Here is a 23181-nt window from a genome sequence, read left to right as displayed (position 1 = left end):
GCCCGCGGACGGGTGTCCGCGGGCCCCGGGTGCACGGCTCACTCGATACGGTAACCGAGCGCGGCTCACCAAGCTCGGCTCACCACGTACGGCTCACCGGGTGGAGTGTCCGCGTACGGCGTGGGTGCCGGGGTCGTGGCCGGCCAGGGGCGCGATATGCGCTGCGGCCGCGGTGCCGGGGGCGGTGCAGGACTTGCCGTTCAGCGTGTAGTCGCCCGGCGCGAGATTGGTGCCGGTGTAGGAGCCGTTGAAGCCGATGGTGGTGGAGGCGCCGGTGGCCAGCGCGGCGTTCCAGCCGGCGTCCTTGACGGTGACCTGGGTGCCGCTCTGGCTCCAGGTGCCGTTCCACCCCTGGGTGACCTTCTGGCCGCCGGCGAGGGAGAAGCCCAGCTGCCAGCCGTTGAGGGCGGGGCCCTTGTTGGTGAGGGTGACGGTGGCGGTGAAGCCGGAGCCCCAGTCGTTGCTCACCCGGTAGTCGACCGTGCAGGTGGCGGCCGGGGCCGCGGCGGTGGTCAGCCGCACCGTGGCCGAGGGTGGCGAGCTGCGGCCCGCGGTGTCCTTGGCCACGACGCGGAAGGTGTAGGCGGTGGACGGGGCGAGGCCGGTGACGGTGGCGCTGGTGGCGGGGGCGTCGACCGTGGCCACCGGGGCGCTGCCCACGGGGTCGCCGGAGTACACCTGGTAGCTCGCCACCGGGGACGAACCGGCGGTGGACGCCGCCCAGGACAAGGTGGCCCGGTCCGGACCGACCGCGGTGGCGGTCGGGGTACCGGGGGCGGTGGGCGGCTTCGCCTCGGACGACCCGGCGGGCAGGACGTACTCGGTGATGGAGTACGCGGGGAAGGTGGTGGTGAACCCGCCGTCGGTCAGCGGTTGATCGGCCAGGTGCTTGATCGAGGTGACGTCGTCCTGGCCGTAGCGGTAGACCTGCGCCGAGCCGGTGAGCCCGGTGCGGCCGGTCACGGACACCGGGGCGGTCAGATCGCCGGTGGTCTTGTTGACGACCATCACGGTCAGCGCGTGGTCGCTGTCGCGCTCGGCCGCGTAGACCGAAAGCTTCTCCTGGTCGGCGCTGGCCGCCTGGACCGCGGTGTCGCCGAACGCGCCGCCGTTGCCGTCGTAGTTGCGGAACATGCGGAAGGCGTAGGCGCCGGGGTCGGTGGACTTGGGCGGTGACCACAAGGTGGCCAGGTCAAGGTCCTCCCGGCCGAAGATGCCGAGCACATCGGCCTGCGCGAGGGCGCCGTCGATGTGGTCCAGCGCGCCCCAGTTGTACTCGGTGATGGCGAGCTTGGTGCCCGGGTAGTTCTCGTCGACCAGGGAGCGCATCCGGGGGATGTACTGGACGGGCTGGTTGATCCAGCTCTCGTCCACATACGTGGGGTCCCACAGCTGTCGCGTGGAACGCAGCCGCAGCTCCTGGGTGGCGGGGTCGTCATTGCCGCTGGACACCCCGGACTGCTGCGGATAGATGTGGTTGTCGAAGTAGTCCAGGATGCGGCGGCCGTGGCTCTGCTCGTACGCCTTCATCTGCTGGAGGTACCAGGGGGCGAACTGCTGCCCGCCGTGGGCCGCCCGGTCCGGGGGGTTGGACCAGCAGTCGCCGCCCTTTTCGTTGCAGGTCTTCTGGTCGAGGCCGGAGTAGATGAGGGAGTTCAGGCCCCAGCCGACCGGGCCGAGGGTCTGCGCACCGGGGTCCGCTTCCTTGATCGCGGCGGCGGTGGCGTAGGTGCTGTCGCGTATCTCGTCATAGCCCGCCCCGGCCGGGTGGACATCCCGGTGGGTGGTGAACCACAGGTCGGGCTCGTTGTCGAGATCGTAGAAGCGCACCCCGCCGGCGTCCGCGGACCCGTAGGCGCGGTTCAGATACTCCACCCAGCCCTTGGTGAACTCCGGGCCGGCGGCGACGCTGGTGTCGGCGGGGTCGTTACCGGTGACGTTGGTGTCGTCGCTCTTCACGCCGTTGCCGCAGTCCGGGCGCCACTGGGCGTCGCTGCCCTTCTGGGGCCCGTACTTGGCGATGCTGAAGCCGCAGGCGGCGTTGCGCGCCGCCGTCGTCGAGCCGACCATCGGCACGGTCAGTATGGTGTCGGTGCCCGTGCGGCGGTTCTGGTCGACGAACTTGTCGGCTTCCGAACCGTCCGGCAGTTGGGCGGTGCCGTTCTCGTAGTAGAGGTTCTCGAAGTACCAGTCGGAGCCCGCGTTGTAGGCGTCGAGCTTGTAGTTGTAGCGGGTGGTGGCGTTTCCGCCCCAGCGCCGCACCGGCAGTCGCAGCTCCTTGGCCAGCGCCTCCTCGGCGAAGTTGATCCCGTAGACATGCGGGTCGATGGCGTGGCGCCCGGTGGTGGCGTCGACCCTGAGGGCGGGGCCGTCCGCGGCGGCGGAGGGCCGAGTGCCTTTGTCCGATAAGTCGCTGGCCTGAACGGGAGCGGCCAGACCGGCACCGGCCACCAGCAGTGCCGCGGCCACCAGCGCGGCTCTTCGAGTCATGCGCATGGTCTCCTTCCATGCGGCCATGCGACACGGCTCAGCCACGCTCGCCCCGCACGGCGGGACACGGGCGCACGGGCCATGGCACCGAGGGGGCAGTGCCGTACGGCCTGACAACGGGGGGAATGGTGCGCGAGAGCGCATGGGAGCGCTCCCAAGAGCCTTCACATGGTCAGTGAGGTCCGGGGCGCTGTCAAGGGGCCTGAGCGGCAGAGCACCCCTGACCGGGGCGCGCTACAGTCGGCCACGTACGGGAAACTCCTTGAACTCCTCCGCCGGAACCGTCCCGGCCCGGCCGCTCAGCGACGTATCGCCATCGATGCCTCTGACGTGGAGCCACTTATGACCACACCGCGGGACTTGTTGATCGTCGCCATGGGCACGGTGCCCGACCGTCCGGTGGAGCGCGGAGATCTGTCGCTCGCGCTCGCGGGGGCCGAGATGATCGACCTCATCGGTGCCCATGCGCTCAGCCTGGACGGCGATGTCATCGTGCCGGGCCCGCAGCCGGCGATCGCCGATCGTCTGTTGGACGAGGCCGCGTCGTCGCTGGATCGACAGGCGCCGTACGAGGCGGTCGGCGACTGGCTGTGGCGCAGAGGCCGCGGTCTGTCCGCGGCCTACGCGGCCGAGCTGGAACAGGAGGGGGAGATCACCCGGCGCCGCCACCGCTGGACACCCTTCCGGACCAGCCGGCCCGTACTGGCCGACTCGCCCGCGCACCACGAGGCGGCGGACCGCTGGACATCGGACGAGCCCGTCCTCGCCGCGCTCGCGGCGGCCGTCGGGATCCGCGGCGAGCTCCCCGGGGACGCCCCGGCCGTGGCCGACGAGGCGGTGGTGACGGTGCTCGCCGCGGTGCACGACGCGGTCATGGAGCTGGGGGCCGTACGGCAGCGGCGGGCCATCGAGGAAGCGGCCTTCGACAACATCTGGCGAGGCGACTAGCGAGGCGACTGGTGGGGCGCCTGGTGGGGCGCCTGGCGGGGCGGTGCGGGACCGCTCACAGACAGTTGCGGGTGAGCCATTCGTCGGCGTTGTAGGTGTCCTTCGCCGGGTCCGGTGCGATGGCGGGCTGTTCCTCGACGGTGTCCTCCAGGCGGATGCGCTGGGGCAGGGTGCCGAATCGAGCGCGTCGTGCGGCCTCGACGTTATCGCGTATCTGCTCGGGCTGTGCCATGTCGTCGCCTTCCGTCACCGCTCTGGTAGGTGACGAGCGTTGCAGAAGTTGTAGTCACCCGTCAAGATGGTGACGTGAATCTGGATCACGTATTTCTCTGCGGTAACCCCGCTCTCGACCTCGCCGCGACGCTCCGCGCCCGCCGTTCGGTGCGGTTCGAGATGTTCGTGTCGCCGGACCGGCTGGACGCCTGGTATCTGGAGTCGGGAATCGTCGACGCGGTCTCCGCCAGTCAGGAGGCCGATGTCGAGCAGGCGATCGCCGTACGGGAGGCCGTCTACGGGCTGATCAAGGCCCGCCTCGCCGGGGACGCGTACGACGGTGAGGCGCTGGCCCTGGTGAACGGCATGGCCCGCAAGCCTCCCGCCGCGCCCCAGCTCACCGCGTCGGGCCGGTGGACCGAGGCGACGCCGGAGGAGGCGCTGGCCACCGTTGCGCGGCACGCCGTCGAGCTTCTCGGCGGGCCGGATGTGCCGCTGCTCAAGGAGTGCGGCAACCCCGAATGCACCCGCGTCTACATCGACCGGTCGCGCGGTATGCGACGCCAGTGGTGCGGCATGGAGTCCTGCGGGAACAGGGTCAAGGCGGCGGCGTACCGCGCCCGTAAGAAGCAGGTGCGGGTGGCCGAGGCCGGCTGACGCCACACAGCCGGCGCCATCCACGTGTCACCTGTCGCGTGTCATGTGGATGGCGCCGGCCGAGTGGGCGCCGTATCAGCTCACATCGGGGGCCTCGGCGTACTGCGCCACCCCGTGGCCGAAGGACCAGTCGATCGACTCGTTCTCGGTCAGCACGATGAACACGTTCCGCGGCTCGGTCCCCGCGTACGCGTGGGCGAGCTCGGCGATCCGCCGGTACAGCGCCCGTTTCTGGGTGGGTGTCCGCCCGGAGCGCATCGTGATCGCGATGTACACGATGCCGTCATCGCGCCGTATGCCGAGGTAGTTGTCGTAGCGCAGGGTGCTGCCGACGCCGTCGTGGCAGGTCAGGACCTGGAACCGGTCGTCCGGCGGAAAGCCGATGGTCTCCACCATGGCGTCGTGTACGGCGCGGCCGAGCGCGTCGAGCCGGTCACGGTCGGCCCCCAGTGCGTCGATGCGGACGAAAGGCATGTCGGCGGTTCTCCTCTCAGGGCTCTCAGTGCTCTCGTACATACTAGTAGGTACAGTCAACCTCGGGCGATGCTCACCTGCTCGAACCGGGTGGTGCTGTGGGCCAGGGGATCGCGGGAGCAGGCCACGAGCCCCACGTAGTAGGGCGCGTCGCCGAAGGCGGGAATCGCTCCCTCGGCGAGTGCGGTCCAGGTGACACCGTCATCGCCGGAGACGGCCGCGGCGAAGGTGGTCCCGGTGCGCCGCAGCCGCAGCAGACAGGGGAGCCGGACACTGCCCGTACCGGAGAAGCCGGAGAAGGCGGAGGCGCCGGCCACGGTGGTGCGCAGCATCAGCTGCGCGGTGGCCCCGCCCGTGACGATCGCCCCGGCCGCCTGGTCGAACGGCGACAGGGACTTGGCCATGAGCAGCCCCACCCGGTCCGAGGTGGCGGAGCCCGCGCGGGAGACGAGCCGGGCGGTGATCTCGCAGTCGCCGGTGACGGGACGCCGCACGAACTGCCCGGTCATTCCCTGACCGTTGACGTTGAGGTCGACCCCGGCGCCGCGTACGACGAAGGCCCCGTCGTCGTACGCGGTGCTGCCGGGCGTACGGATCGCCACCACGCCGAACGTCCCGAACGCGCGGTCGTCGAGGACGGTGTCGCCGAGATCGCCGTACGACCAGGGGGCGGGCGGAGGCGTGCCCACCGCGAGCGTGAGTGTGCCCGTCGCGGTCCCGGCCGCGTTGCCCGCGGTGGTGGTGACGCGGAACTCGCCGGTTTCGGTGGGTGTTCCGGAGATGAGGCCGGTGCGCCGGTCGACGCTCAGCCCCTTGGGCAGACCGTCGGCGAGGAACCGTACGGGCTCGTGCGAGGCCCGGAGCAGATGGCGGAAGGGGACACTTCGGTTCGCGAACGCGGTGGCGGGGGAGGTGAGTTGCGGCGTGGCGGGGGTGGGCATACGGGCCTCGGCGGGGGCCGAGCGCGGGCCGTGGCCGCCGCTGTTCGTCTTCGCGACGGCGTAGTGGTACGCCGTACCGGGCGAGCCGGTGGCGTCGGCGTACCGGATGCGGGTGCCGAAGCCGACCGGGCCGATGTCGGTGGCGACGGTCTCGCACGGGCCGTCGGCGCGAGCGGCCCGCAGCACCGTGTACCGGGCCGAGAGGTCCGGATCGGTCCAGGCCAGCTCGACGGCGTCGGCGCCGGTGGTCGCCCGCAGGTCGGCGGCGGTGCGCGCGGGGCGCGGCATGGACCAGACCGGGCCGGTGGTGGCGGAGGTGACGCCGACGTTGTCGAAGGCCCCGGTGCCTGTCTCGGCGTAGGGCTCGGCCACGCCCAGACCGGAGGTGAGGACCAGCCCCGCGTACACCGTCCGCCCCAACTCGACCTCGCTGGAGCCGACTTCGGTCCACCGGACACCGTCCGGGGAGATGGCTCCGGTGCAGCGCCCGCCCTTCCGCCGCACCCGCACCCAGTACGGAGCCCGCAGCCGGTAGCCGTCGCCCGCGCCCTCGACATACGGGGCATCCAGAGGCGTCGCCGACTCCGGCAGGGTGCCGAGATCGGAGATCGGGAAGGCGGCGGCGGTGGTGATCGCCTGCTGCTGGGACGGTGGCACGGGGGTGTTCCCGGTCGCCGAGGTGGCGGCCCCGGCCGCGGGGCGCACCGTCCACACCCCGCTCCAGGTGTGCAGCGGCAGCCCCTGGATCAGCATCGAGGCGTGCGGGGCGGCCGCGTCGAGGGAGCCGCGGAGGGTGACCCCGATCTTCGAGTACTGCGAGCTGAGCGGCCATACGACGCGCGCGGTGACGGTGCCGTCGCCGGTCAGCGGGAGGTGTACGAGGCGGTGGGCCTCCGCGGTGCCGCTCGCCTCCAGGACGAAGCGCTCGCCGTCGAAGGTGGCGGAGCCGGGGATCGTCGCGTCCCCCACGTCCCGGGTCGCCCAGGGGCGGGGGAGCCCGGCGGTCGCCGCGGCCCAGCCCGAATCGCCGCTGCTGCCGCGTGCGTTGGTGGCGCTGACCGTGTAGTAGTACGTCCGGCCCGCGCGCACATCCCGGTCCGCGTACGCCGGGGTGGCCACACCGGACGCGATCCGCTCGTACGGCCCCGTGGGACGGGTGGCCCGCCGCACCGTGTACCCGGCCGCCCACGCGGACGGCAGCCAGGACACGGTGATCGCGTGGTCGTCGCCGGTGGCGGTGGTCCCGGCGGGGGCCGTCGGCGCGGCGGGCGAGCCTTGCGCCCCGGCGTAGGTGAGCGTGCCCCAGCTCGGCAGATCGTCGTTACCGCCCTCCACCACGCGCGCACCGCCCGCGCCCCGGAAGACGACCCGCTCGGTGTTCGGGGCGTCGAGGCCGCGCACACCGGCGTAGTGCGCGTACGCCATCTCGTAGATCGGGGGCAGGGCGCCGCGTACCTTCTCCGACACGGTCGTCTTGATGTACTTGCCCGTCCGGTCGAGGTCGGGGGTGAAGGGGACGTCGTCGCCGAGGTTGTAGCGGGCGGCGTACTCGACGCATCCGAGGATGCGGTGGTCGTCGTAGCCCCACAGATCGACGCCCTGGTTCCAGGCGACCTGGGCGGCGTCGCCGAGCAGACCGACCGCGAGCTGTTCATGGCCCTGGTCGCGCCCGCTCTCCTGGCCCTGGCCCGCGTCGGTGACGATGCGGTGGCGGACGCTGCCGTTGCCCGCGCCGGCCGCGGCGAAGCGCAGGGCGTCCTCGAAGAGGGTGCGCTCCTCGCAGAAGACGCCGATGGCCAGGATGGTCTGGAGGGCCGTGAGGTCCCAGTTGCCGTTGGCGTAGAGCATGTAGCCCGACACGGCCGGATACCAGACCCGCAGGAAGGACTCCTCGCAGCGGGCGATGTCGGCCGGCGCCCAGCCGTCGTAGCCGCCATGGCGCAGCAGCTCGGCCGCGTTGAGGAACTTGAACGCCTGGAGCCCGGCGCCGAGCGGTCCGTCGGCTCCGGTGACGGCGGTGAGCGAGGCCGACCAGGCGTTGAGGATGTCGCGGGCCTTGTCGGCGTGGGCGCGTTCGCCGGTCACGCACCACATGAGGGCGTTCTGGTAGGCGGCGGCCGAGTCGGCCACGGCCTGGTTCATGAAGTTCGAGGGGCCACGGCCCCAGGAGGTGATCTGGCCGGTGTTCTGCACGGTGTACGACGAGGAGGAACGGGCGTGCGCGGCGAGCGCCAGATACCCGTCGTGGATCGGCGATTCCTTGGCGGCCACCGCGGCCTTCATCCGGGCGAGGTCGGCGGCGCTGTGCAGCAGCCCGGGGTGGGCGAAGGCCCGCGGCGCGGTGTTCTCCTGGGCCCGGGCCGAGCCGGGCGCGAGCAGGCCGCTCGCGCCCGAGGCGAGCAGCAGGGCGGCGGTGCCGCCGAGGAAACCACGGCGGCTGGGTGCGGGGTTAGTCATGGCGCCGGGGTTCGTCATGACGCGGCGGCCTCTGCGGTGGTGATGAACTTCAGGTCGGTCACATGCTCGTTGGTGTGCATCGGGAGGTAGTCCGTGGCGAGATACCAGCCGGGTTTCTTCATCGAGTCGGCGATGACTTTGCCGTTGATCAGCAGGTTCTCGAAGGTGACGTTCCTGATGGCGTGTTCGGCGTCGTAACCGAGCAGCAGACAGGTGTTGGTACGGGTGCCGGTGTAGCTGAGGTCCTTGATGTAGACGTCCTCGATGCCACGCCCGACCGAGGTGTTGTACTTCGTGTTGTACATGATCCGCATATGGATCAGCTGGCCCTCCCGGAAGTCCTCGACCCGGACACCGTCCACGCGTACGTTTCTGATGAGGTTGCTGTCCCCGGGGTTGAGCGCGATACAGCCCTGGTAGCCCAGCTGGGGTTCGCGGTGGTCGCAGATGTCGAGGTTCTTGAAGGTGAGGTTCTCCAGCACCTCGGGGCTGTCGGTGTTGCCGTGGGTGCCCACGTTGATGGGGTGGGCGACATCCGCCCACAGGGTGGAGTTCTTGACGGTGATGTGGCGGGTGTCGCCGTAGTAGTCCCAGCGGTGGGTGTAGATCGCCACGCAGTCGTCGGCGTTGCGCATGAAGACGCCGTCGATGGTGACATGGGAGCTGGAGAAGATGTCGATGCCGTCGCCCCAGCCCTTGGAGGAGAAGGAGCCCATGCCGCGGATGGTGACGTCCTTCGACTCGCCGACGGTGACCGCGTAGCCGTTCGGATTGAGCATGGTGACCTCGCCGATGGAGATGTCCGAGGAGCCCTCGACGGTGGCGCCCCCGCCGGCCGCCGCGTGGATCACCCCGCGCCCGATCAGCCGGGCGTCCCGGACGTCCTTGAACACCACCCGTGACTTGAGCACCGCGCCGCCGTGCAGATACACGGTCTTGCCCGAGGGCACGGTGACCGTGCCGTCGGGGGTGGTGTGCACACCGGGGCCGAAGTAGATGACGTCGGGGTCGTCCTCGGCGGGCCGGTGCTTCTCCAGGGGGCGGGCGAACAGGTGGAGACAGTCGAAGATGTCGTCGTCGACCTGGACGACGACATTGCGCGGCTGGTCGAGGGTGAACCGCAGCGTGTCGCCGAGGAGGTCGGGCTTGATGCCGTACGAGTCGGGGCGCACGCGCACCGTGGTCACGCCGCCCTTGACATAGGTCACCTCGACCTCGACCTCGCCCGAGAAGTCGAAGTACGCGAGGGACGATTTCTGCTGCTGGCCGGAGCCGGTGGTGGTGTTGACCAGGTTCAGGGTGGCCAGATAGGTGCCGAGTCTCTGCCAGGCGCCGCCGGGGTTGCGGACCTTGACGGCGAAGCTGTCCGTCTTGACCGGGGCTCCGTTCGGTATGTCGTAGGTGACCAGCGTGGGCGCGGGGTCGCCCGCCTGCTGCGCCCGGGCGGACCCGGCCGCCGCGGTGCCGGTGAGGCCGGCGGCGAGCGCCGTGGCGCCCGCCGCCTGGAGGGCGGTACGGCGGGACAGAGGCCTGTTCATGCCTGACTCCTGATTTCTTGCGAAGCGTGAAAACTCATAGCAACCGGTTGCTGAGACCAAGTGGCCAGAGCTTCTTCCTGTCGCGAAACGACGTCAAGAGTCACGGCAGACTTTCGAAAAAACTGTGCCAAGCGGCCCGCAACCGGTTGTGCGCAGTGTTTGAGCGCACGCCTGCCGGGCAACGATGCGACAGCCCCCGGCGGGGCAGGGCGGATCCCCCGCGATCACCCGCGGACCGTCCGCGGATCACCCGCGGATCACCCGTCAGGAACGGAGAGGACGACCTATGACGCGCATCGTGCGCTTCGCCGACGACACCGAGACCGTACGGACCGGAGTCGCCGACGACACCGGCGCGATCCGGACCTTCCCCGGCGCGCCGCTGGTCGCCGAGGTGCTGCGGCTGTCGGCGGCGGAGCTCCGGACCCTGGTCGAGGACACCGCCTCCGGCCCGGCCACCGCCGATGAGCGGGACGTTCTGCTGCTGCCGCCGCTGGACGGGCTGATGGAGCTGTGGGCCGCGGGGGTGACGTACGAGCGCTCGCGCGAGGCCAGGGTGGAAGAGAGCACCGAGCAGTCCGTCTACGAGCGGATCTACGACGCCGAGCGCCCGGAGCTGTTCTTCAAGTCGCAGCCCTGGCGGGTGGTGACCGACGGCGAGCCGATCGCCGTACGGGACGACTCCGAGCTGAACGTCCCCGAGCCCGAACTGGCGCTGGTCCTCAACCGGCACGGCGAGACCGCCGGCTATCTGGTCTCCGACGACGTCAGTTCACGCTCCCTCGAGGGCGAGAACCCGCTCTACCTCCCCCAGGCGAAGATCTACGCCGGAAGCGCCGCGGTGTCCTCGGGCATCGTGCCCGCCTGGGAGATCGAGGCACCCGACGCGCTGGACATCAGCCTGGTGGTGTGGCGCGACGGCGAGGCGGCGTACCGGGGGACGAGCTCCACCGCCGCGTTCCACCGCACCCCGAGGGGTCTGGTGAACCACCTGTGGCGCTCCCAGCCCTTCCCCGACGGTGCGGTGCTGTCCACCGGTACGGGCATCGTGCCCGCGCTCGACTTCACGCTGAGCGCCGGGGACGTGGTGGAGATAGCCATCGACGGGGTCGGCACGCTGCGCAACCCGGTACGGGCCAGCCAGGCCGAACTGGACTGGCTGGTGGAAGCGATCAGCCACCCGCTGACGCGCCGTGCGCACCGGAGCCGCGTCTCGGGGTGATCCCGCCGGGGCCGAGGTGTACGGGCGCGGCCGTGGTTCCCCGGACGACGAGGTGGGGGGCGACGACGGCTTCGCCACCGGGTGCGTCCGTACCAGATGTGTTCCCGCCGGATGTGTCGCTGCCGGACGGTTCGGCGGCGGATGGCTCGGCGCCGGATGTGCCCGCCCCCTCCAGCCGTGCGATGGCCCGGCCGACGGCGAGTTCGGCCAGGCGCGGGATGTCCTGGCCGACGGTGGTGAGGTTGATATGGGCCAGGCGGGCCAGGTGGCTGTCGTCGAAGCCGATGACGGAGATCTCGTCGGGGACGGACACCCGGGCGCGGAGGAGGATGTCGAGGACGCCGGTGGCGCAGCGGTCGTTGAAGGCCAGGACGGCGGTGGGCCGGGGGTCGGCGGCCAGGAGGGCGCGGGCCGCGGTGGCGCCCTCCTCCTCGGTCAGGCCGCCGGGCAGGACGCGGGCGCGGTCGGCGAGGCCGTGGCGGTTCATGGCGGTGCGGTAGCCGCGGCGCCGGTCGGCGGCGCCCGGTGCCCTGCCGCCGTCGATGTGGGCGATGTCGCGGTGGCCGAGGGCCACCAGGTGGTCCACGGCCTGGCGGGCGCCTTCGTCGTCGGCGGTCCGTACGACATCCACACCCGGGACGGACCCGCGCAGCCGGCGGGCCACGGAGACGACCGGCAGTTGCCCGGCGAGCTCCGCCAGCCGCGCGGTGGGGGCCTGCGGGCCGAGCAGGATCAGGGCCTCGCAGCGGTCGGCCAGCAGGGTGTCGGTGGCGCGCTGCTCGCCGCGGCCGGCGGATACGGCGCTCAGCGCGATCTGGTAGCCGGCCGGCTCGGCCACCGCGTAGATGCCCTCCAGCAGATCGGAGTGGAACGGGTGCTGGAGGCCGAACTGCACCCCGAGGAGATGCGACCGGTGGCTGCGCAGCAGCCGCGCCCGGGCGTCGGGCCGGTAGCCGATTTCCCGCGCGGCCTCGAGGACCCGCTCGCGGGTGGCGGCGCCGGCGCCCTTCGCGTCGCGCATCACGATGGAGACCAGCGCCGTCGACACGCCGGCCCGCGCCGCGACATCGGCGAGGGTGGGGCGCTTCCCCTGGGGGACGGCCGGCGTCGGTGGCACCACTGGTCTCCCTGGAGTCGAGGTTTCGTCGTCCGGCCGTCGATCGTAGCCGAGCGGGACACCACCCCGAATGTCGCGGCTCCACGACTTCTATAACGTTCTAGTCGGCTGCGTGGCCACCTCTTGACAGAGCGCCGGGCCGAGTGGCGTACTGCTGCCCGCGACTAGAACGTTCTAGTCGGTTCTGGTCAGCGGTCTCGTCGAACAGGTCGCGGAGAGGTCGAGCAGCGATGTACACATTGGCGGTCTGTGCCGAGATGGTCTTCCGGGATCTGCCCGTCCAGGAGCGGGCGCGGCGCGTCCACGACGCCGGTTTCCAGGTCGAGATCTGGGACTGGACCCGCCACGATCTGACCGCCCTCGAGCGCAGCGGCGCGGTGTTCTCCTCGATGACCGGCTATGTGCGCGGCAGCCTCACGGACGAGGAGGGGGCGGCCGAACTTCTGCGTACCGCCGAGGAGTCGGTCAAGGTGGCCGAACGGCTCGGCTGCCCCCGGCTGAATCTGCACGGCACCGGTCTGGACGGCGACGGTCTGCCGGTCGTGCCGGTGGCGGGGGAGGCCACCGGGGAGATGTGGATCGCCGCCCACCGCACCCTCACCCGCCTCGCCGAGCTGGGCGAGCGCACCGGGGTCACCTTCACCCTGGAAAACCTCAACACCGCCGTCGACCACCCCGGTGTGCCGTTCGCGACGGCCGCCGACACCCTGGCCCTGGTCGCCGCCGTGGACCGGCCCGGTCTGCGGATGAACCTGGACCTCTACCACGCCCAGATCGGCGAGGGAAACCTGATCGAGCTGATCCGCCGGGCCCACGGCCAGGGCCTGATCGGCGAGATCCAGGTGGCCGACGTACCCGGCCGCTGTGAGCCCGGCACCGGGGAGATCAACTACCCGGCCGTCGCACACACCCTCGCGTCCCTCGGCTACGACGGCACGGTCGCCATGGAGGCATGGGCCTCCGGCGAAAGCGACCTCGCCCTGGAGCGGTTCCGCTCCGCCTTCAGCCTCTGACCGCACCCCCCACGGACATCACACCCCCTATGGACTTACGGAGCACCCGCACATGACCACGCGACACCCCCTCCCCGTCGGCCTCGTCGGCGCCGGACGGATGGGCTCCTTCCACGCCGAAACCCTCGCCCACCGCCTTCCCGGCGTACGGCTCGCCGCCATCGCAGACCCGGCCCCGGGCGCCGCGCGGCGGCTCGGCGACCGGCTCGGCTGCCCCACGGCGTACACCGAGATCGGGGAGCTGTTCGCCGACCCCGGCATCGAGGCGGTGGTCATCGGCACCCCGGCACGCACCCACGCCGACCTCGTCGAGGCCGCGGCCCGGCAGGGCAAGGCCGTCTACTGCGAGAAGCCCATGGCCGTCAGCCTCGCCGACGCGGACCGCGCCATCGCGGCCGCCGCCGACGCGGGCGTCCCCCTCCAGGTGGGCTTCAACCGCCGCTACGACACGGGTTTCCGTGCCGCCCACGACAAGATCGCCGCCGGCGCCATCGGCACACCGCAGCTGCTGCGCTCGCTCACCCGCGACCCCAAGCTGGCCGACCCGGCGCCCATCCCGCCGTGGACGATCTTCCTGGAGACCCTTGTCCACGACTTCGACACCCTGCGCTTCCTCAACCCCGGCGCCGAGCCGGTCGAGGTCTTCGCCATGGCCGACGCTCTAGTGCGCCCCGACTTCAAGGACCGCGGCCTGCTCGACACCGCCCTCGTCACCATCCGCTTCGACAACGGGGCGCTCGCCACCGCCGAGGCCAACTTCCAGGCCGTATACGGCTATGACGTCCGTGGCGAGGTCTTCGGCTCGGCCGGCATGCTCACCATGGGCGAGCTCCGCCGCAGCCATCTGACGGCCTACGGCCCGGACGGCATCACCGCCGACTGTGTCGGCTACGACCAGGACCTCTTCCGCGACGCCTACGTCGCCGAACTCGCCGACTTCACCGAGTGCGTGCGCACGGCGGGCACCCCCTCCGTCACCGGCGAGGACGCCCGCGCCGCGCTGTCCATGGCCCTCGCCGCCATCCGGTCGATCACCACGGGTGGCCCGGCCCGTATCGACGAGCTCCAGGACCGTTGACGCCAAGCCTTCCTTGGAGTCTCCGCCGCGCGAGGGCTACGGGAGGATGGAGTCGACGTAGCCGCCGTCGACGCGCACGGCCCCGCCCGTGGTGGCCGACGCGAAGGGAGAGCTGAGGTAGACCGCCATATTGGCGATCTCCTCCGGCTCGATCAGCCTCTGGAGCAGCGACTGGGGCCGGTGCTTGGCCATGAACTCCCGCTGCGCCTCGTCCCAGGGCAGACTGGAGTCCACCAGTTCGTACACGAAGTCCTCGACGCCGCCGGTGTGCGTCGGCCCGGCGATCAGCGAGTTGACGGTCACCCCGGAGCCCGCGGCATCCTTGGCGAAGCCGCGGGTCACCGCGAGCAGCGCGGTCTTGGACATGCCGTAGTGGATCATCTCGGCGGGGATGACGACGGCGGAGTCGCTGGCGACGTTCATGATCCGGCCCCAGGACCGGCTCTTCATCGCGGGCAGATAGGCGCGGATCATCCGTACGGCGGCCAGCACGTTCACCTCGAAATAGCGTCGCCACTCGTCGTCGCTGATCTCCAGCGCCGGAACGGCGCCGAAGATGCCCAGGTTGTTGATGAGGATGTCGACGTCCGGGACGGCGGTGGTGACCTGCTGGGCGCCGTCTTCGGTGGTGATGTCACCGGGGGCGGGGACGAGGGTGCCACCGCCGTCCGCCGCCCCCTTCAGTTTTTCGATGGCGGCGGCCACGGACTCCTCCCGGCGTCCGTTGACGGCGACACGGGCGCCCGCCCGCGCCAGTCCGGCGGCGATGGCGAAGCCGATGCCCTGGGTCGACCCGGTGACGAGGGCGGTTTTGCCGGAGAGATCGATCAGCACGGTGCTCCTCCAAAGGGATGCGGTACGCGGACCAAGAGACGGTTGGGTGTCGGGTGTCCATGCCGGTGCCGCGGAAACAGCGGCCCGGGGTGGTGTGCGGTCGTCGGGCCGCACCGGGTGGCAAGCGATCACAGTAATTGCGTACGCGTTTAGTTGCAAGCGCGCAGTATCTGCGCTCCGGCGGTGCGCGGATCACCACCTGTTGACCCGCTCGGACGCGAAGGGCGGCACGTAGAGTGGATCGGATACGGAGGCGGTCCGGGCCGCGGACGCGGGGGGGTGCGGAGTGAGTGATCACGGCGAGGCGGGGACGATCGCGTGACTCAGTGCGATGCGATGTACCGATTCGTCGAGGACGAGTCGGAGCGGGAGATCATGACCGCGACCGATGTCCGGGGCTTCTTCGTCGAGCCGTCGATCGGCGAGTCGGAGATCGTCACCGCGGTCGGCTCGTCACTGCGGCCGGAGCGGGTCCCCGTGCTCTTCGAGGACGTCGAATTGCGGGTGAGGGACGTCCGAGGGCGCGAGATCGGCGGCTACTACATCGGTAGGGTCGAGGTGACGGACTTCAGGGACAGCATGACCGTCCCGGGCGGCACCGATCTGGCCCTGTCCTTCTTCGGATACGGCTCCCCCCATCCGTATGCGGGGGAGATCTGGCAGACCTGGGCACAAGGCCCTCCGGCCGAATCCGGAATGTGGAAGAAGCTTCCCCCCGAAGCGCATGACAGCTGGCTCCACGTGGTCCAAGCGGCCTGGTTCCGCACGGGCCATCAGGCCAGACGCTATGGGGACGCGACCACGTGTGAAATCGCGGGAGCGGACCTCGCCAATATCGCAGGCTTTTACTGCGAGCTGGGCGAGGCGGTCAATGGACCGGGCGGTTATTTCGGCTCCAATCCCAGCGCACTCGACGACTGCCTCATCAACAGCGGTGCCCGCCGGGAGCCGCCTTTCCGGCTGGTGTGGCAAGACTTCGAGAGCTCGCGGCGCGCCATGGGCGACGAAGAACTGGGCTATGTGATTTCCGTCCTGAGTGAATACGGAATCGAGATCGAGTGCCCGCCCTCCGGCTGACGGCTCGGCTGCCGGCGTGGTCGGCGCCGGGCCTCGGCGCGGTGGGAATGCCGGGGCCCGCCAGGCGTTGAACCCTGTGTGAGCTCTGTGATCGCCTCGACCCTCTTCTCGATCCTCGACCGCTCGCGGATCCGCGAGGGATTCGGCGGTCCGCAGGCGCTGCGCGACACCGTGCGCCTGGCTCAAGAGGTGGAACGGCTCGGCTACCACCGGATCTGGGCCGCCGAACACCACGGTGTGCCCGGTGTCGCGGGCTCGGCGCCGACCGTGCTGGCCGCGGCGATCGCCGCCGCCACACAGACGATCCGGGTCGGCACCGGCGGGGTGATGCTGCCGAACCACCAACCGCTCGTGGTCGCCGAGCAGTTCGGGGTGCTGGAATCCCTCTTCCCCGGGCGGATCGACATGGGCCTGGGCCGCTCGGTCGGCTTCACCAACGGCGTCCGCAGAGCGCTGGGCCGGGACAAGGACGGCGCCGACGACTTCGCGGGGCAGCTGGCCGAGCTCCTCGGCTGGTTCGAGGGCACCTCGCCGACCCGCGTCCATGCCCGCCCCGCCGAAGGGCTGCGCGTGCCGCCGTACGTCCTGGCCACCGGCGAGGGCGCGGCGATCGCCGCCGAGGCCGGGCTTCCGCTGGTGATCGGCGACCTCAGGGGCCGAGAGAAGCTGCTGCGTGCGATCGAGCGCTACCGCGGCGCCTTCCGCCCGTCCGCGTGGGCCGACGAACCGTATGTCATCGCCGCGGGCACGGTCGCTGTCGCCGAAACCCCCGAGCTGGCGCGCCGGCTGCTGATCCCCGAGGCGTGGGCCATCGCGTACTCGAGCACCCACGGCACGTTCCCGCCGCTCGCCCCGGCCGAGGAGATCGAGCGGCGGACCATGAGCCCGAAGGAGCGGGACCTCTATGAGTCGCACCTGCGCGGCCATGTCCATGGCACCGAGGAGCAGGTGGCCGATGAGCTGGAGACGGTGATCAAGGAGACGGGCGCCCAGGAGATCATGGTCACGACCAGCACCTACGACCGGGACGCCCTGATCGCATCCCACCGCGGGCTGGCCCGGATCGCGGGGCTCAGCGGCGGCCGATGAGCCCGCAGACCGGCCACCTGCCGCCCCTGCGGTATCCTGCTGAGCAGTTGTTGAGCGTCTCTAATCGGTTTGGGTTTCCTGGGTGATCCCGGGTGTTCGGGATCGCTTGGGAGGAGGGTGACTCGGCCACGGTTGTCCCCGGGTGGGGGTGGTGTGGGCGTGGCGGTGGAAGCCTGCCCCGAGTCTGGCCCCGTCCGGCCGGTGTGGCCGTGCGGGGGTGCCGATTGTTGTCCGTCCCTGCTGCCGTGGACACCGCTGGCCATGGGGTATCCCCTGCTCGAAGAGCTTGGGGAAGGGTCGGGTGCGTGGGGGTCCGCCCCGCCGGACGCTTGCCACCCGGCCGCGCCCTGGTGGGGGTGCGGGTCTCGGGTGGGGCGGGGACCCTGCGCCGCTTCCCGGGCACAGGGCGTCTGTTCGTGGGACCGCTCTTGGCGCGGTCCCGGGTCTGCTGCTGGACCATGCTGGTGCGGTCCAGAGCCTCGACCACGCAGCGGATGACGAGCGTTTTGCTGGTGCGGTCGAGGCTGGTCTTGTGCTGGTGGGCCAGGCCGCGGGAGCCGATGCGTTGCCAGGCGGCGTTGTCCCGGCCGGTGTTGTAGCCGCACGCATCGTTGGGGCACGAGGCCCAGGCCCAGCCTGCCGCCGGGTTGTTGGGGGCTTTGTGGTGGTGGAAGGCGGTCAGGCAGCGGGGGCAGTACTTCGATGTGCCCCGGGGCGGGACGATGACTACGGCGATGCCGTGGGCGGCGGCCTGGTGGCGCAGGTGGGTGACGATGGCGCCGCGCACGGTCTGGGACAGGCGGGTGTTGAGTGTGCGGCCCTTGCCGCGTGCCTGGATGTCGCGGAGGTCTTCGAGGTAGATGACGCTGGCTCCGGCGGCGATCGCGTGGTCGGTCATGAAGCGGGCCGCCGCGCGGGCCAGCGCCGCGTTCAGCCGGGTACGGCGCCTCGCGACGCGTTCCCGCTCGGTTTGAAGGACGGCGAGTTTTGCCACCAGCCAGGGGTTCGGGCGTATCCCGCGCTCTTGGCGGGAGGCGATCAGGGTGCGCAGTTGGTCGATGCGGGCGCTGATGTGTTCGCCGTGGTTGCGGAGCCGGTCGGCCTTGGCCAGCACCCCGGCCGCGCGGAAGTACACCGGGCGCCCGTCGGTCACAACCTGCGGCTGAGTCTGGTCGGTGAGGTCGAGGGTGCCGCCGGTGAGCAGGGTGTTCAGTCCCCAGTCGAATGCCACCGCTGTGCGGTGGCCGGCCCGTTCCGGCCTCGCCACAGCCAGCGCGTAGGGCACATCGAGGAGGAGTCGGCCTTGGCGGATGCGCAGGGTGGGGGCGCACAGCACCGCGGTCGCGGGCACATGCGGCGGTAGCCGGAACCGGATACGCACCGCACGCCAGTCACCCCGGCAGGCGGGCGCGGACCGGGTCGGCAGCCGCACCGTTAATACTCCGTACTGGAAGGGGGCTTCGGAGCAGCGTTCGATGGTGGCGAGCTGCTTGTCGACCGCCGCCAGCACCACCTGTCCACCCGCCCCCGGTGCCTGCTCGCACTCCGTCAGGCCCGCTGGCAGGCGTCGGTGGCGGGCGTGGAAGGCGGCGATCTGCCGGGTCCGCCAGCACCACACTGGTCGCCACCACCGGGCTGTCGGGCAGCGCGGCGCGCAGCGCCTCCCACTCCGCCTCGGTGCGCCGGGCGGGGTCGGCGGGCCAGGTCGCCAGAAGCGCGGTGGTGATCTCGGCGCGCCACCAGGCCGAACGCAGCACCCGCCCCGCCTGCTCCTGCGCGATCCGCACCACCCGGTCCGGCACATACACACCCTCCGGCACCGTCACCGCCCAGCCGCCGCAACGCCATCCACCCCTGCGACGGCAGCGACGCGCCCGACCGGTCGACACCCGAGGCCAGCCGGGCCAGGTCGGGCCCGTTCCAATGCTCCCGCACCGCCCCTGCCGCCAGCGACCCGACCAAAACGGCAAGCCACCCTGCCCGCTCAACCAAAGCCGCTTCACCGAGCCGCTCCCCGGTCGTCGCATCCACACCACGCAGCGCGCGGGCGCAGGCCGCCGCGACCTGCTGCACCTCCCCCTCACCCACCACAACCCTGCGCCGCACCCCACCCACCCCCTCACACGCCTCGACTCGCGACAGCCTGACGATCACATCAACGACCAAACCCCCGTACGGGTTACGCACTCTCATTCACCCCACTCGCGGAACCCAGGAAAACCCAGGAAGACCAAGTCAATCCGTCAACTGTTAAACACCTCCTCGCCGCGGAACCGCCTCCGCCGAGGAGGCTTTCTTCATTCCTGAAAACCACACCACCGAGGGGACGACCACGTGATGCCGAGCATGGCTGAAGAGCCGAGCATGACCGAAGAGACACAGACCGCCGCGGCCGCGGGCACGTGGAAACTCGGCGATCTGACCGTCAACCGCCTTGGATTCGGGGCGATGCGGCTGACCGGCAGCGCCGCCTTCGACCTCGGCACCCCGAGCGACCGCGGCCGGTCGATCACGGTGCTGCGGCGGGCGATCGAGCTCGGCGTCAACCACATCGACACGGCGGCGTTCTACTTCTCGTCGCTGCGGTCCGCCAACGAGCTGATCAACCGGGCGCTGGCGCCCTACCCGGACGACCTCGTCATCGCCACGAAGGTCTGGCCGGCCAGGGACCCGTCGGGCGCTTGGTGGTGGGCCACGCCGGACCAGTTGCGCGGTCAGGTCGAGGAGAATCTGCGCCAACTGGGCCGTGACCACCTGGATGTGGTGAATCTGCGTGTTCCGCCGAGCCGCAGGTCCGGCTCCGTTTCGGAACACTTCGGCGCGCTGGCCGACCTCCGGGACGCCGGGCTCATCCGCCACCTCGGTCTGTCCAATGTCACGCCCGAGCAGCTGGCCGAGGCTCAGGCCATCGCGCCGGTGGTCTGTGTGCAGAATGCCTATGGCGTCGGCGCGTCGGCCGAGGAGCGGGATTTTCTGCGGGCCTGTGGTGAGCAGGGCATCGCCTATGTGCCGTTCTACGCGATCGCCGGCGCCGGGCGAGAGTCCGGTGCGAGCGCGACCGACGGCGAGGCGGTGCTCGCCGCCGCCCGCGCACACCAGGTGACTCCCGCGCAGGTGCGGCTGGCATGGACGTTGCGGCAGGGGCCGCATGTGCTGGCCATCCCCGGCACCGGGAACCCGGACCACCTTGTGGAGAACGTGGCCGCGGCGGCGCTGCGGCTCTCCGACGACGAGGTGTCCGTCATAGATACCGGCGAATAGATGCCGACGAGTAGATGCCGACGAACAGATACCGCCGAGCTGTGACACCGAGGCGGTGACAGACAACTCGGCATGACACGACAACACGCGCTCGCTCCGGCGCCGGAGGGGAACCGGCGTCGGAGCGAGCGCGTGGGTGACCGATCGGTGGCGGTGGCGGTAGCTAGACGCCCAGGGCGTCGAGACAGGCCTCGACGGCGAGGACGCCACCGAGTCCGAGGACCGCGAGGGTGGTGGTGTAAGTGGTGCGCGCCTTGATGGCCTCGATGACGGAGAGGTTGAAGTACTCCTTGAACATCCAGAAGCCGGGGTCGTTGACGTGGCTGAAGGCGATGGACCCGCAGGAGACGGCGAGCACCATCATCTCGGGGTGGACTCCACTGCCCGCGACCATCGGCGCCACCACACCGGCGGCGGTGACGACGGCGACCGTCGCAGAGCCGAGGGCGATACGGAGGATGACGGCGATCAGCCACGCCAGGATGATCGGCGAGATGTCCCAGCTTTCGGTGACGTCCTTGATGTAGTCGGAGATCCCGCCCTCGACGAGGACGCCCTTGAAGGCGCCGCCCGCGCCGATCACCAGGAGGATCATGGCCATCGCCTGGGCCGCCGAGTTGCAGGACGCGCTGACCTCGGCGAGCGACCGGCCGATGCGCGGGCCGAACGCCCAGACGGCCAGCAGCAGCGTCAGCAGCAGGGCGACCGGCGCCGAGCCGATGAAGGTGATGAACGGCCGGGCGGGGTTGGACTCGGACACCGCCATGTCGTACACGGCGGCGAACGCGATCAGCACCACCGGGACCAGCGCCACCGAGAGGGACCAGCCCATGCTGGGCATCTCTTCCTCGGTGAAGGTGCGCTCGGAGACCAGGCCCTTGGGCATGGTGGGGTTCATCTTCTTGACGAACGGGAGGCGCGGCCACACCAGCGCGATGAGCGCTCCGAAGGGGATGGCGAAGAACAGGCCGTAGAAGAGGGTCAGCCCGACGGAGGCGTGGAAGGTGGCGGCGACGGCGGTGGGGCCGGGGTGGGGCGGCAGGAAGCTGTGCATGGTGGACAGCGCGATCGACATCGGGAGGCCGACCCACAGCAGGTTCTTGCCCGTCACCCGGACGATGGTGAACGCCACCGGCACGATGATCACGAAGGCGACCTCGTAGAACATCGTCACGCCCAGCAGCATGGCCGTGACCACCATGGCTATCTGGACCCGGCGCAGGCCGAAGGTGTCGATGAGTTTGCCGGATATTCGCTGGGCGGCGCCGGAGTCTCCCATGACGCGGCCGAGCATGGCGCCGAGCCCGACGACGATCAGAGTGTCGCCGATCTGCCCTCCGACACCCTCGCCGAGGACGTCCGGGATCTTCTCCATCGGGACGCCTCGGACCAGCGCCACGGCGACGGCCACGAGGAGGAGGGAGATGAAGCCGTTCAGCTTCACCTTGGTCATCAGGAAGAGCAGCGCCAGGACGCTGATTCCTACTACGACAAGAGGCATGGGTCAGTTCCCCTTTGAACTGCTCAGGAAGTGGCTTCCGGCCCGTGGGGCGTATGCGGATCGCGTACGCGGATCGGAGTGAGGGGGTGTGGGGGATGGCCCGGTCATGGCCGGCAGCCGTGCCGGTCGGGCCCTCGTCGCGGGGACGCGGCGGAAGGCTGGGCCGGGCGGCGTGCGGGGCCGCCCGGGTCCCATCGGTGTTCTGTCGTCCCGGTCAGCGGTCGGCGGCCACGAGGCTCAGACCGGTTTCCAGGAGCTTCTTGAGGTCGGCCAGGTCTTCGGGGCCGGGGTCGATGAGCGGGGCGCGCACCGGGCCGACCGGTTTGCCGCGCAGCCGGGCGGCGGCCTTCACCAGCGATACGGCATAGCCCGGCACCCGGTCCCGCAGTTCGACCAGCGGGATGTAGAAGTCACGCAGCAGCGTGTCCATGGTCTCGTCGTCGCCGGCCTGGAACGCGTCGAAGAACGCGCCCGCGATCTCGGGTGAGAAGGCGTGGACGGCGGAGGAGTACGCGGGCACACCGACGGTGGCGTATGCGCGTGCCTGTATCTCGGCGGTGGCGGCCCCGTTGAAGAACAGGAGGTCGTCGGGGGCGGCGAGGGTCAGCCGCTGGAGCCGGTCCAGGTCGCTGTGTCCGTCCTTGACACCGATGAGGGTGGGGATCTCCGCGATCTTTCGCAGGCCGTCGATGGTGAATGCCACGTGGTCGCGCTGGTAGGCGATGAGCGGCAGCCCGGTTCCGGCGGCGATCCGCCGCAACTGCTCCACCAGGCCGTCCTGCGGGGCCTTGACCAGATAGTGGGGGAGCACCAGAGCGGCGTCGGCGCCGGCCTCCTCCGCGATCCGGGCGAAGCGCAGCGCCTGTGCGTAGCCGTAGCCGATGCCGGCGACCACCGGCATACGGCCGTCGGCCACCTCCACCGCGGTGGTGATCACCTGGCGGTACTCGTCCTCGTCCAGGGCGGTGAACTCCCCGGTGCCGCAGGCGGGAAACACCGCGCCGGGGGCGGTGTCCAGCTGAGTGGTCAGATACTCACGGTAGGCGTCCAGATCGAGGCTGCCGTCGTCACCGAAGCTGGTGAGCGGGAAGGACAGCACACCGCGCGCCATGCCATCACGCAGTCGCTGCGCGACATCCTGGACCGCCGTGTTCATAGTCATGAACTGTTCTCCACATACGTGAATCTAGATATGAGAATGGAGGTTAGGGTGGCTCACTCAACAGGTCAATGGGTGTGCGACCCGATTTCCGACACGTTTCCGCGCCGGC

The 23181-nt window shown here is 70.7% G+C and carries 18 protein-coding genes; 8 read left to right on the top strand and 10 right to left on the bottom strand.

The window, feature by feature from the left end:
* Window positions 1–93: 93 nt before the first annotated feature.
* Window positions 94–2490 carry a glycoside hydrolase family 44 protein gene (locus ACWDSL_RS23650; RefSeq protein WP_450488441.1) on the bottom strand — a complete coding sequence of 799 codons (2397 nt, stop codon included), beginning with the start codon at window positions 2488–2490 and terminating at the stop codon, window positions 94–96.
* A 342-nt stretch (window positions 2491–2832) separates the two neighbouring features.
* On the opposite strand from ACWDSL_RS23650, the gene ACWDSL_RS23645 reads away from it, so the two are divergent.
* Window positions 2833–3438: a GOLPH3/VPS74 family protein gene (locus tag ACWDSL_RS23645; protein ID WP_450488439.1), complete on the top strand. Its 606-nt coding sequence runs from the start codon at window positions 2833–2835 to the stop codon at window positions 3436–3438.
* Between the two features lie 55 nt (window positions 3439–3493).
* Here the strand turns inward: ACWDSL_RS23645 and ACWDSL_RS23640 are convergent, their stop codons facing one another.
* Entirely contained in the window at window positions 3494–3670 is a 177-nt protein-coding gene (locus ACWDSL_RS23640) for a hypothetical protein (protein WP_450488437.1), read from the bottom strand.
* Window positions 3671–3744: 74 nt separating this feature from the next.
* On the opposite strand from ACWDSL_RS23640, the gene ACWDSL_RS23635 reads away from it, so the two are divergent.
* Entirely contained in the window at window positions 3745–4308 is a 564-nt protein-coding gene (locus ACWDSL_RS23635) for a CGNR zinc finger domain-containing protein (protein WP_450488435.1), read from the top strand.
* 75 nt (window positions 4309–4383) lie between these two features.
* Here ACWDSL_RS23635 and ACWDSL_RS23630 read toward each other — a convergent pair whose 3' ends face one another.
* Genes ACWDSL_RS23630 through ACWDSL_RS23620 form a run of 3 tightly spaced genes read right to left on the bottom strand, consistent with a single transcriptional unit; the run spans window position 4384 to window position 9718 of the window.
* Window positions 4384–4782, bottom strand: coding sequence for a tautomerase family protein (locus ACWDSL_RS23630; protein ID WP_450488433.1), 399 nt, complete (start codon window positions 4780–4782; stop codon window positions 4384–4386).
* Between the two features lie 56 nt (window positions 4783–4838).
* Window positions 4839–8180 carry an alginate lyase family protein gene (locus ACWDSL_RS23625; protein WP_450488431.1) on the bottom strand — a complete coding sequence of 1114 codons (3342 nt, stop codon included), beginning with the start codon at window positions 8178–8180 and terminating at the stop codon, window positions 4839–4841.
* Window positions 8181–8194: 14 nt separating this feature from the next.
* The gene (locus tag ACWDSL_RS23620) at window positions 8195–9718 is read right to left on the bottom strand and encodes a glycosyl hydrolase family 28 protein (RefSeq protein ID WP_450488429.1); all 1524 of its coding nucleotides are present in this window, start codon (window positions 9716–9718) and stop codon (window positions 8195–8197) included.
* Window positions 9719–10004: 286 nt separating this feature from the next.
* Between ACWDSL_RS23620 and ACWDSL_RS23615 the strand changes: the two genes are divergently transcribed.
* Window positions 10005–10940 carry a fumarylacetoacetate hydrolase family protein gene (locus ACWDSL_RS23615; RefSeq protein WP_450488427.1) on the top strand — a complete coding sequence of 312 codons (936 nt, stop codon included), beginning with the start codon at window positions 10005–10007 and terminating at the stop codon, window positions 10938–10940.
* On the opposite strand, the gene ACWDSL_RS23610 is transcribed toward ACWDSL_RS23615, so the two are convergent.
* Window positions 10891–12057, bottom strand: coding sequence for a LacI family DNA-binding transcriptional regulator (locus tag ACWDSL_RS23610; RefSeq protein ID WP_450488425.1), 1167 nt, complete (start codon window positions 12055–12057; stop codon window positions 10891–10893). The genes ACWDSL_RS23615 and ACWDSL_RS23610 overlap by 50 nt on opposite strands.
* Window positions 12058–12287: 230 nt before the next feature.
* On the opposite strand from ACWDSL_RS23610, the gene ACWDSL_RS23605 reads away from it, so the two are divergent.
* Complete coding sequence (locus ACWDSL_RS23605) at window positions 12288–13070, top strand: TIM barrel protein (RefSeq protein ID WP_450488423.1); 783 nt, start codon at window positions 12288–12290, stop codon at window positions 13068–13070.
* A 52-nt stretch (window positions 13071–13122) separates the two neighbouring features.
* Window positions 13123–14148 carry a Gfo/Idh/MocA family oxidoreductase gene (locus ACWDSL_RS23600; RefSeq protein WP_450488421.1) on the top strand — a complete coding sequence of 342 codons (1026 nt, stop codon included), beginning with the start codon at window positions 13123–13125 and terminating at the stop codon, window positions 14146–14148.
* 36 nt (window positions 14149–14184) lie between these two features.
* On the opposite strand, the gene ACWDSL_RS23595 is transcribed toward ACWDSL_RS23600, so the two are convergent.
* Window positions 14185–14982, bottom strand: a complete 798-nt coding sequence (locus tag ACWDSL_RS23595; protein WP_450488419.1) for an SDR family NAD(P)-dependent oxidoreductase — start codon at window positions 14980–14982, stop codon at window positions 14185–14187.
* 318 nt (window positions 14983–15300) lie between these two features.
* Between ACWDSL_RS23595 and ACWDSL_RS23590 the strand changes: the two genes are divergently transcribed.
* A complete protein-coding gene (locus ACWDSL_RS23590; RefSeq protein WP_450488417.1) occupies window positions 15301–16059 on the top strand; it encodes a barstar family protein in 759 nt (252 codons plus the stop codon).
* 78 nt (window positions 16060–16137) lie between these two features.
* Window positions 16138–17148 carry an LLM class flavin-dependent oxidoreductase gene (locus tag ACWDSL_RS23585; protein ID WP_450488412.1) on the top strand — a complete coding sequence of 337 codons (1011 nt, stop codon included), beginning with the start codon at window positions 16138–16140 and terminating at the stop codon, window positions 17146–17148.
* Here ACWDSL_RS23585 and ACWDSL_RS23580 read toward each other — a convergent pair.
* Window positions 17132–18766, bottom strand: coding sequence for a zinc ribbon domain-containing protein (locus ACWDSL_RS23580; protein ID WP_450488411.1), 1635 nt, complete (start codon window positions 18764–18766; stop codon window positions 17132–17134). The genes ACWDSL_RS23585 and ACWDSL_RS23580 overlap by 17 nt on opposite strands.
* A gap of 746 nt (window positions 18767–19512) precedes the next feature.
* On the opposite strand from ACWDSL_RS23580, the gene ACWDSL_RS23575 reads away from it, so the two are divergent.
* The gene (locus ACWDSL_RS23575) at window positions 19513–20409 is read left to right on the top strand and encodes an oxidoreductase (protein WP_450488409.1); all 897 of its coding nucleotides are present in this window, start codon (window positions 19513–19515) and stop codon (window positions 20407–20409) included.
* Between the two features lie 163 nt (window positions 20410–20572).
* On the opposite strand, the gene ACWDSL_RS23570 is transcribed toward ACWDSL_RS23575, so the two are convergent.
* Both ACWDSL_RS23570 and ACWDSL_RS23565 read right to left on the bottom strand, forming a co-directional pair.
* Window positions 20573–21910, bottom strand: coding sequence for a gluconate:H+ symporter (locus ACWDSL_RS23570; protein WP_450488407.1), 1338 nt, complete (start codon window positions 21908–21910; stop codon window positions 20573–20575).
* Window positions 21911–22124: 214 nt separating this feature from the next.
* Window positions 22125–23066, bottom strand: a complete 942-nt coding sequence (locus tag ACWDSL_RS23565; protein WP_450488443.1) for a 5-dehydro-4-deoxyglucarate dehydratase — start codon at window positions 23064–23066, stop codon at window positions 22125–22127.
* Between the last annotated feature and the right edge of the window lie 115 nt (window positions 23067–23181).

Source organism: Streptomyces sp. NPDC000941 (genome assembly GCF_053599555.1).
The sequence above is the reverse complement of the archived record's forward strand: the minus strand, read 5'-3'. Positions and strand labels throughout refer to the sequence as shown.

Coding starts and splice junctions, on each gene's coding strand:
- ACWDSL_RS23570 (WP_450488407.1), bottom strand. CDS start 21,910: ATGCCTCTTGTCGTAGTAGGAATCAGCGTCCTGGCGCTGCTCTTCCTG.
- ACWDSL_RS23630 (WP_450488433.1), bottom strand. CDS start 4,782: ATGCCTTTCGTCCGCATCGACGCACTGGGGGCCGACCGTGACCGGCTC.
- ACWDSL_RS23600 (WP_450488421.1), top strand. CDS start 13,123: ATGACCACGCGACACCCCCTCCCCGTCGGCCTCGTCGGCGCCGGACGG.
- ACWDSL_RS23650 (WP_450488441.1), bottom strand. CDS start 2,490: ATGACTCGAAGAGCCGCGCTGGTGGCCGCGGCACTGCTGGTGGCCGGT.
- ACWDSL_RS23645 (WP_450488439.1), top strand. CDS start 2,833: ATGACCACACCGCGGGACTTGTTGATCGTCGCCATGGGCACGGTGCCC.
- ACWDSL_RS23615 (WP_450488427.1), top strand. CDS start 10,005: ATGACGCGCATCGTGCGCTTCGCCGACGACACCGAGACCGTACGGACC.
- ACWDSL_RS23620 (WP_450488429.1), bottom strand. CDS start 9,718: ATGAACAGGCCTCTGTCCCGCCGTACCGCCCTCCAGGCGGCGGGCGCC.
- ACWDSL_RS23625 (WP_450488431.1), bottom strand. CDS start 8,180: ATGACTAACCCCGCACCCAGCCGCCGTGGTTTCCTCGGCGGCACCGCC.
- ACWDSL_RS23565 (WP_450488443.1), bottom strand. CDS start 23,066: ATGAACACGGCGGTCCAGGATGTCGCGCAGCGACTGCGTGATGGCATG.
- ACWDSL_RS23605 (WP_450488423.1), top strand. CDS start 12,288: ATGTACACATTGGCGGTCTGTGCCGAGATGGTCTTCCGGGATCTGCCC.
- ACWDSL_RS23575 (WP_450488409.1), top strand. CDS start 19,513: ATGACCGAAGAGACACAGACCGCCGCGGCCGCGGGCACGTGGAAACTC.
- ACWDSL_RS23640 (WP_450488437.1), bottom strand. CDS start 3,670: ATGGCACAGCCCGAGCAGATACGCGATAACGTCGAGGCCGCACGACGC.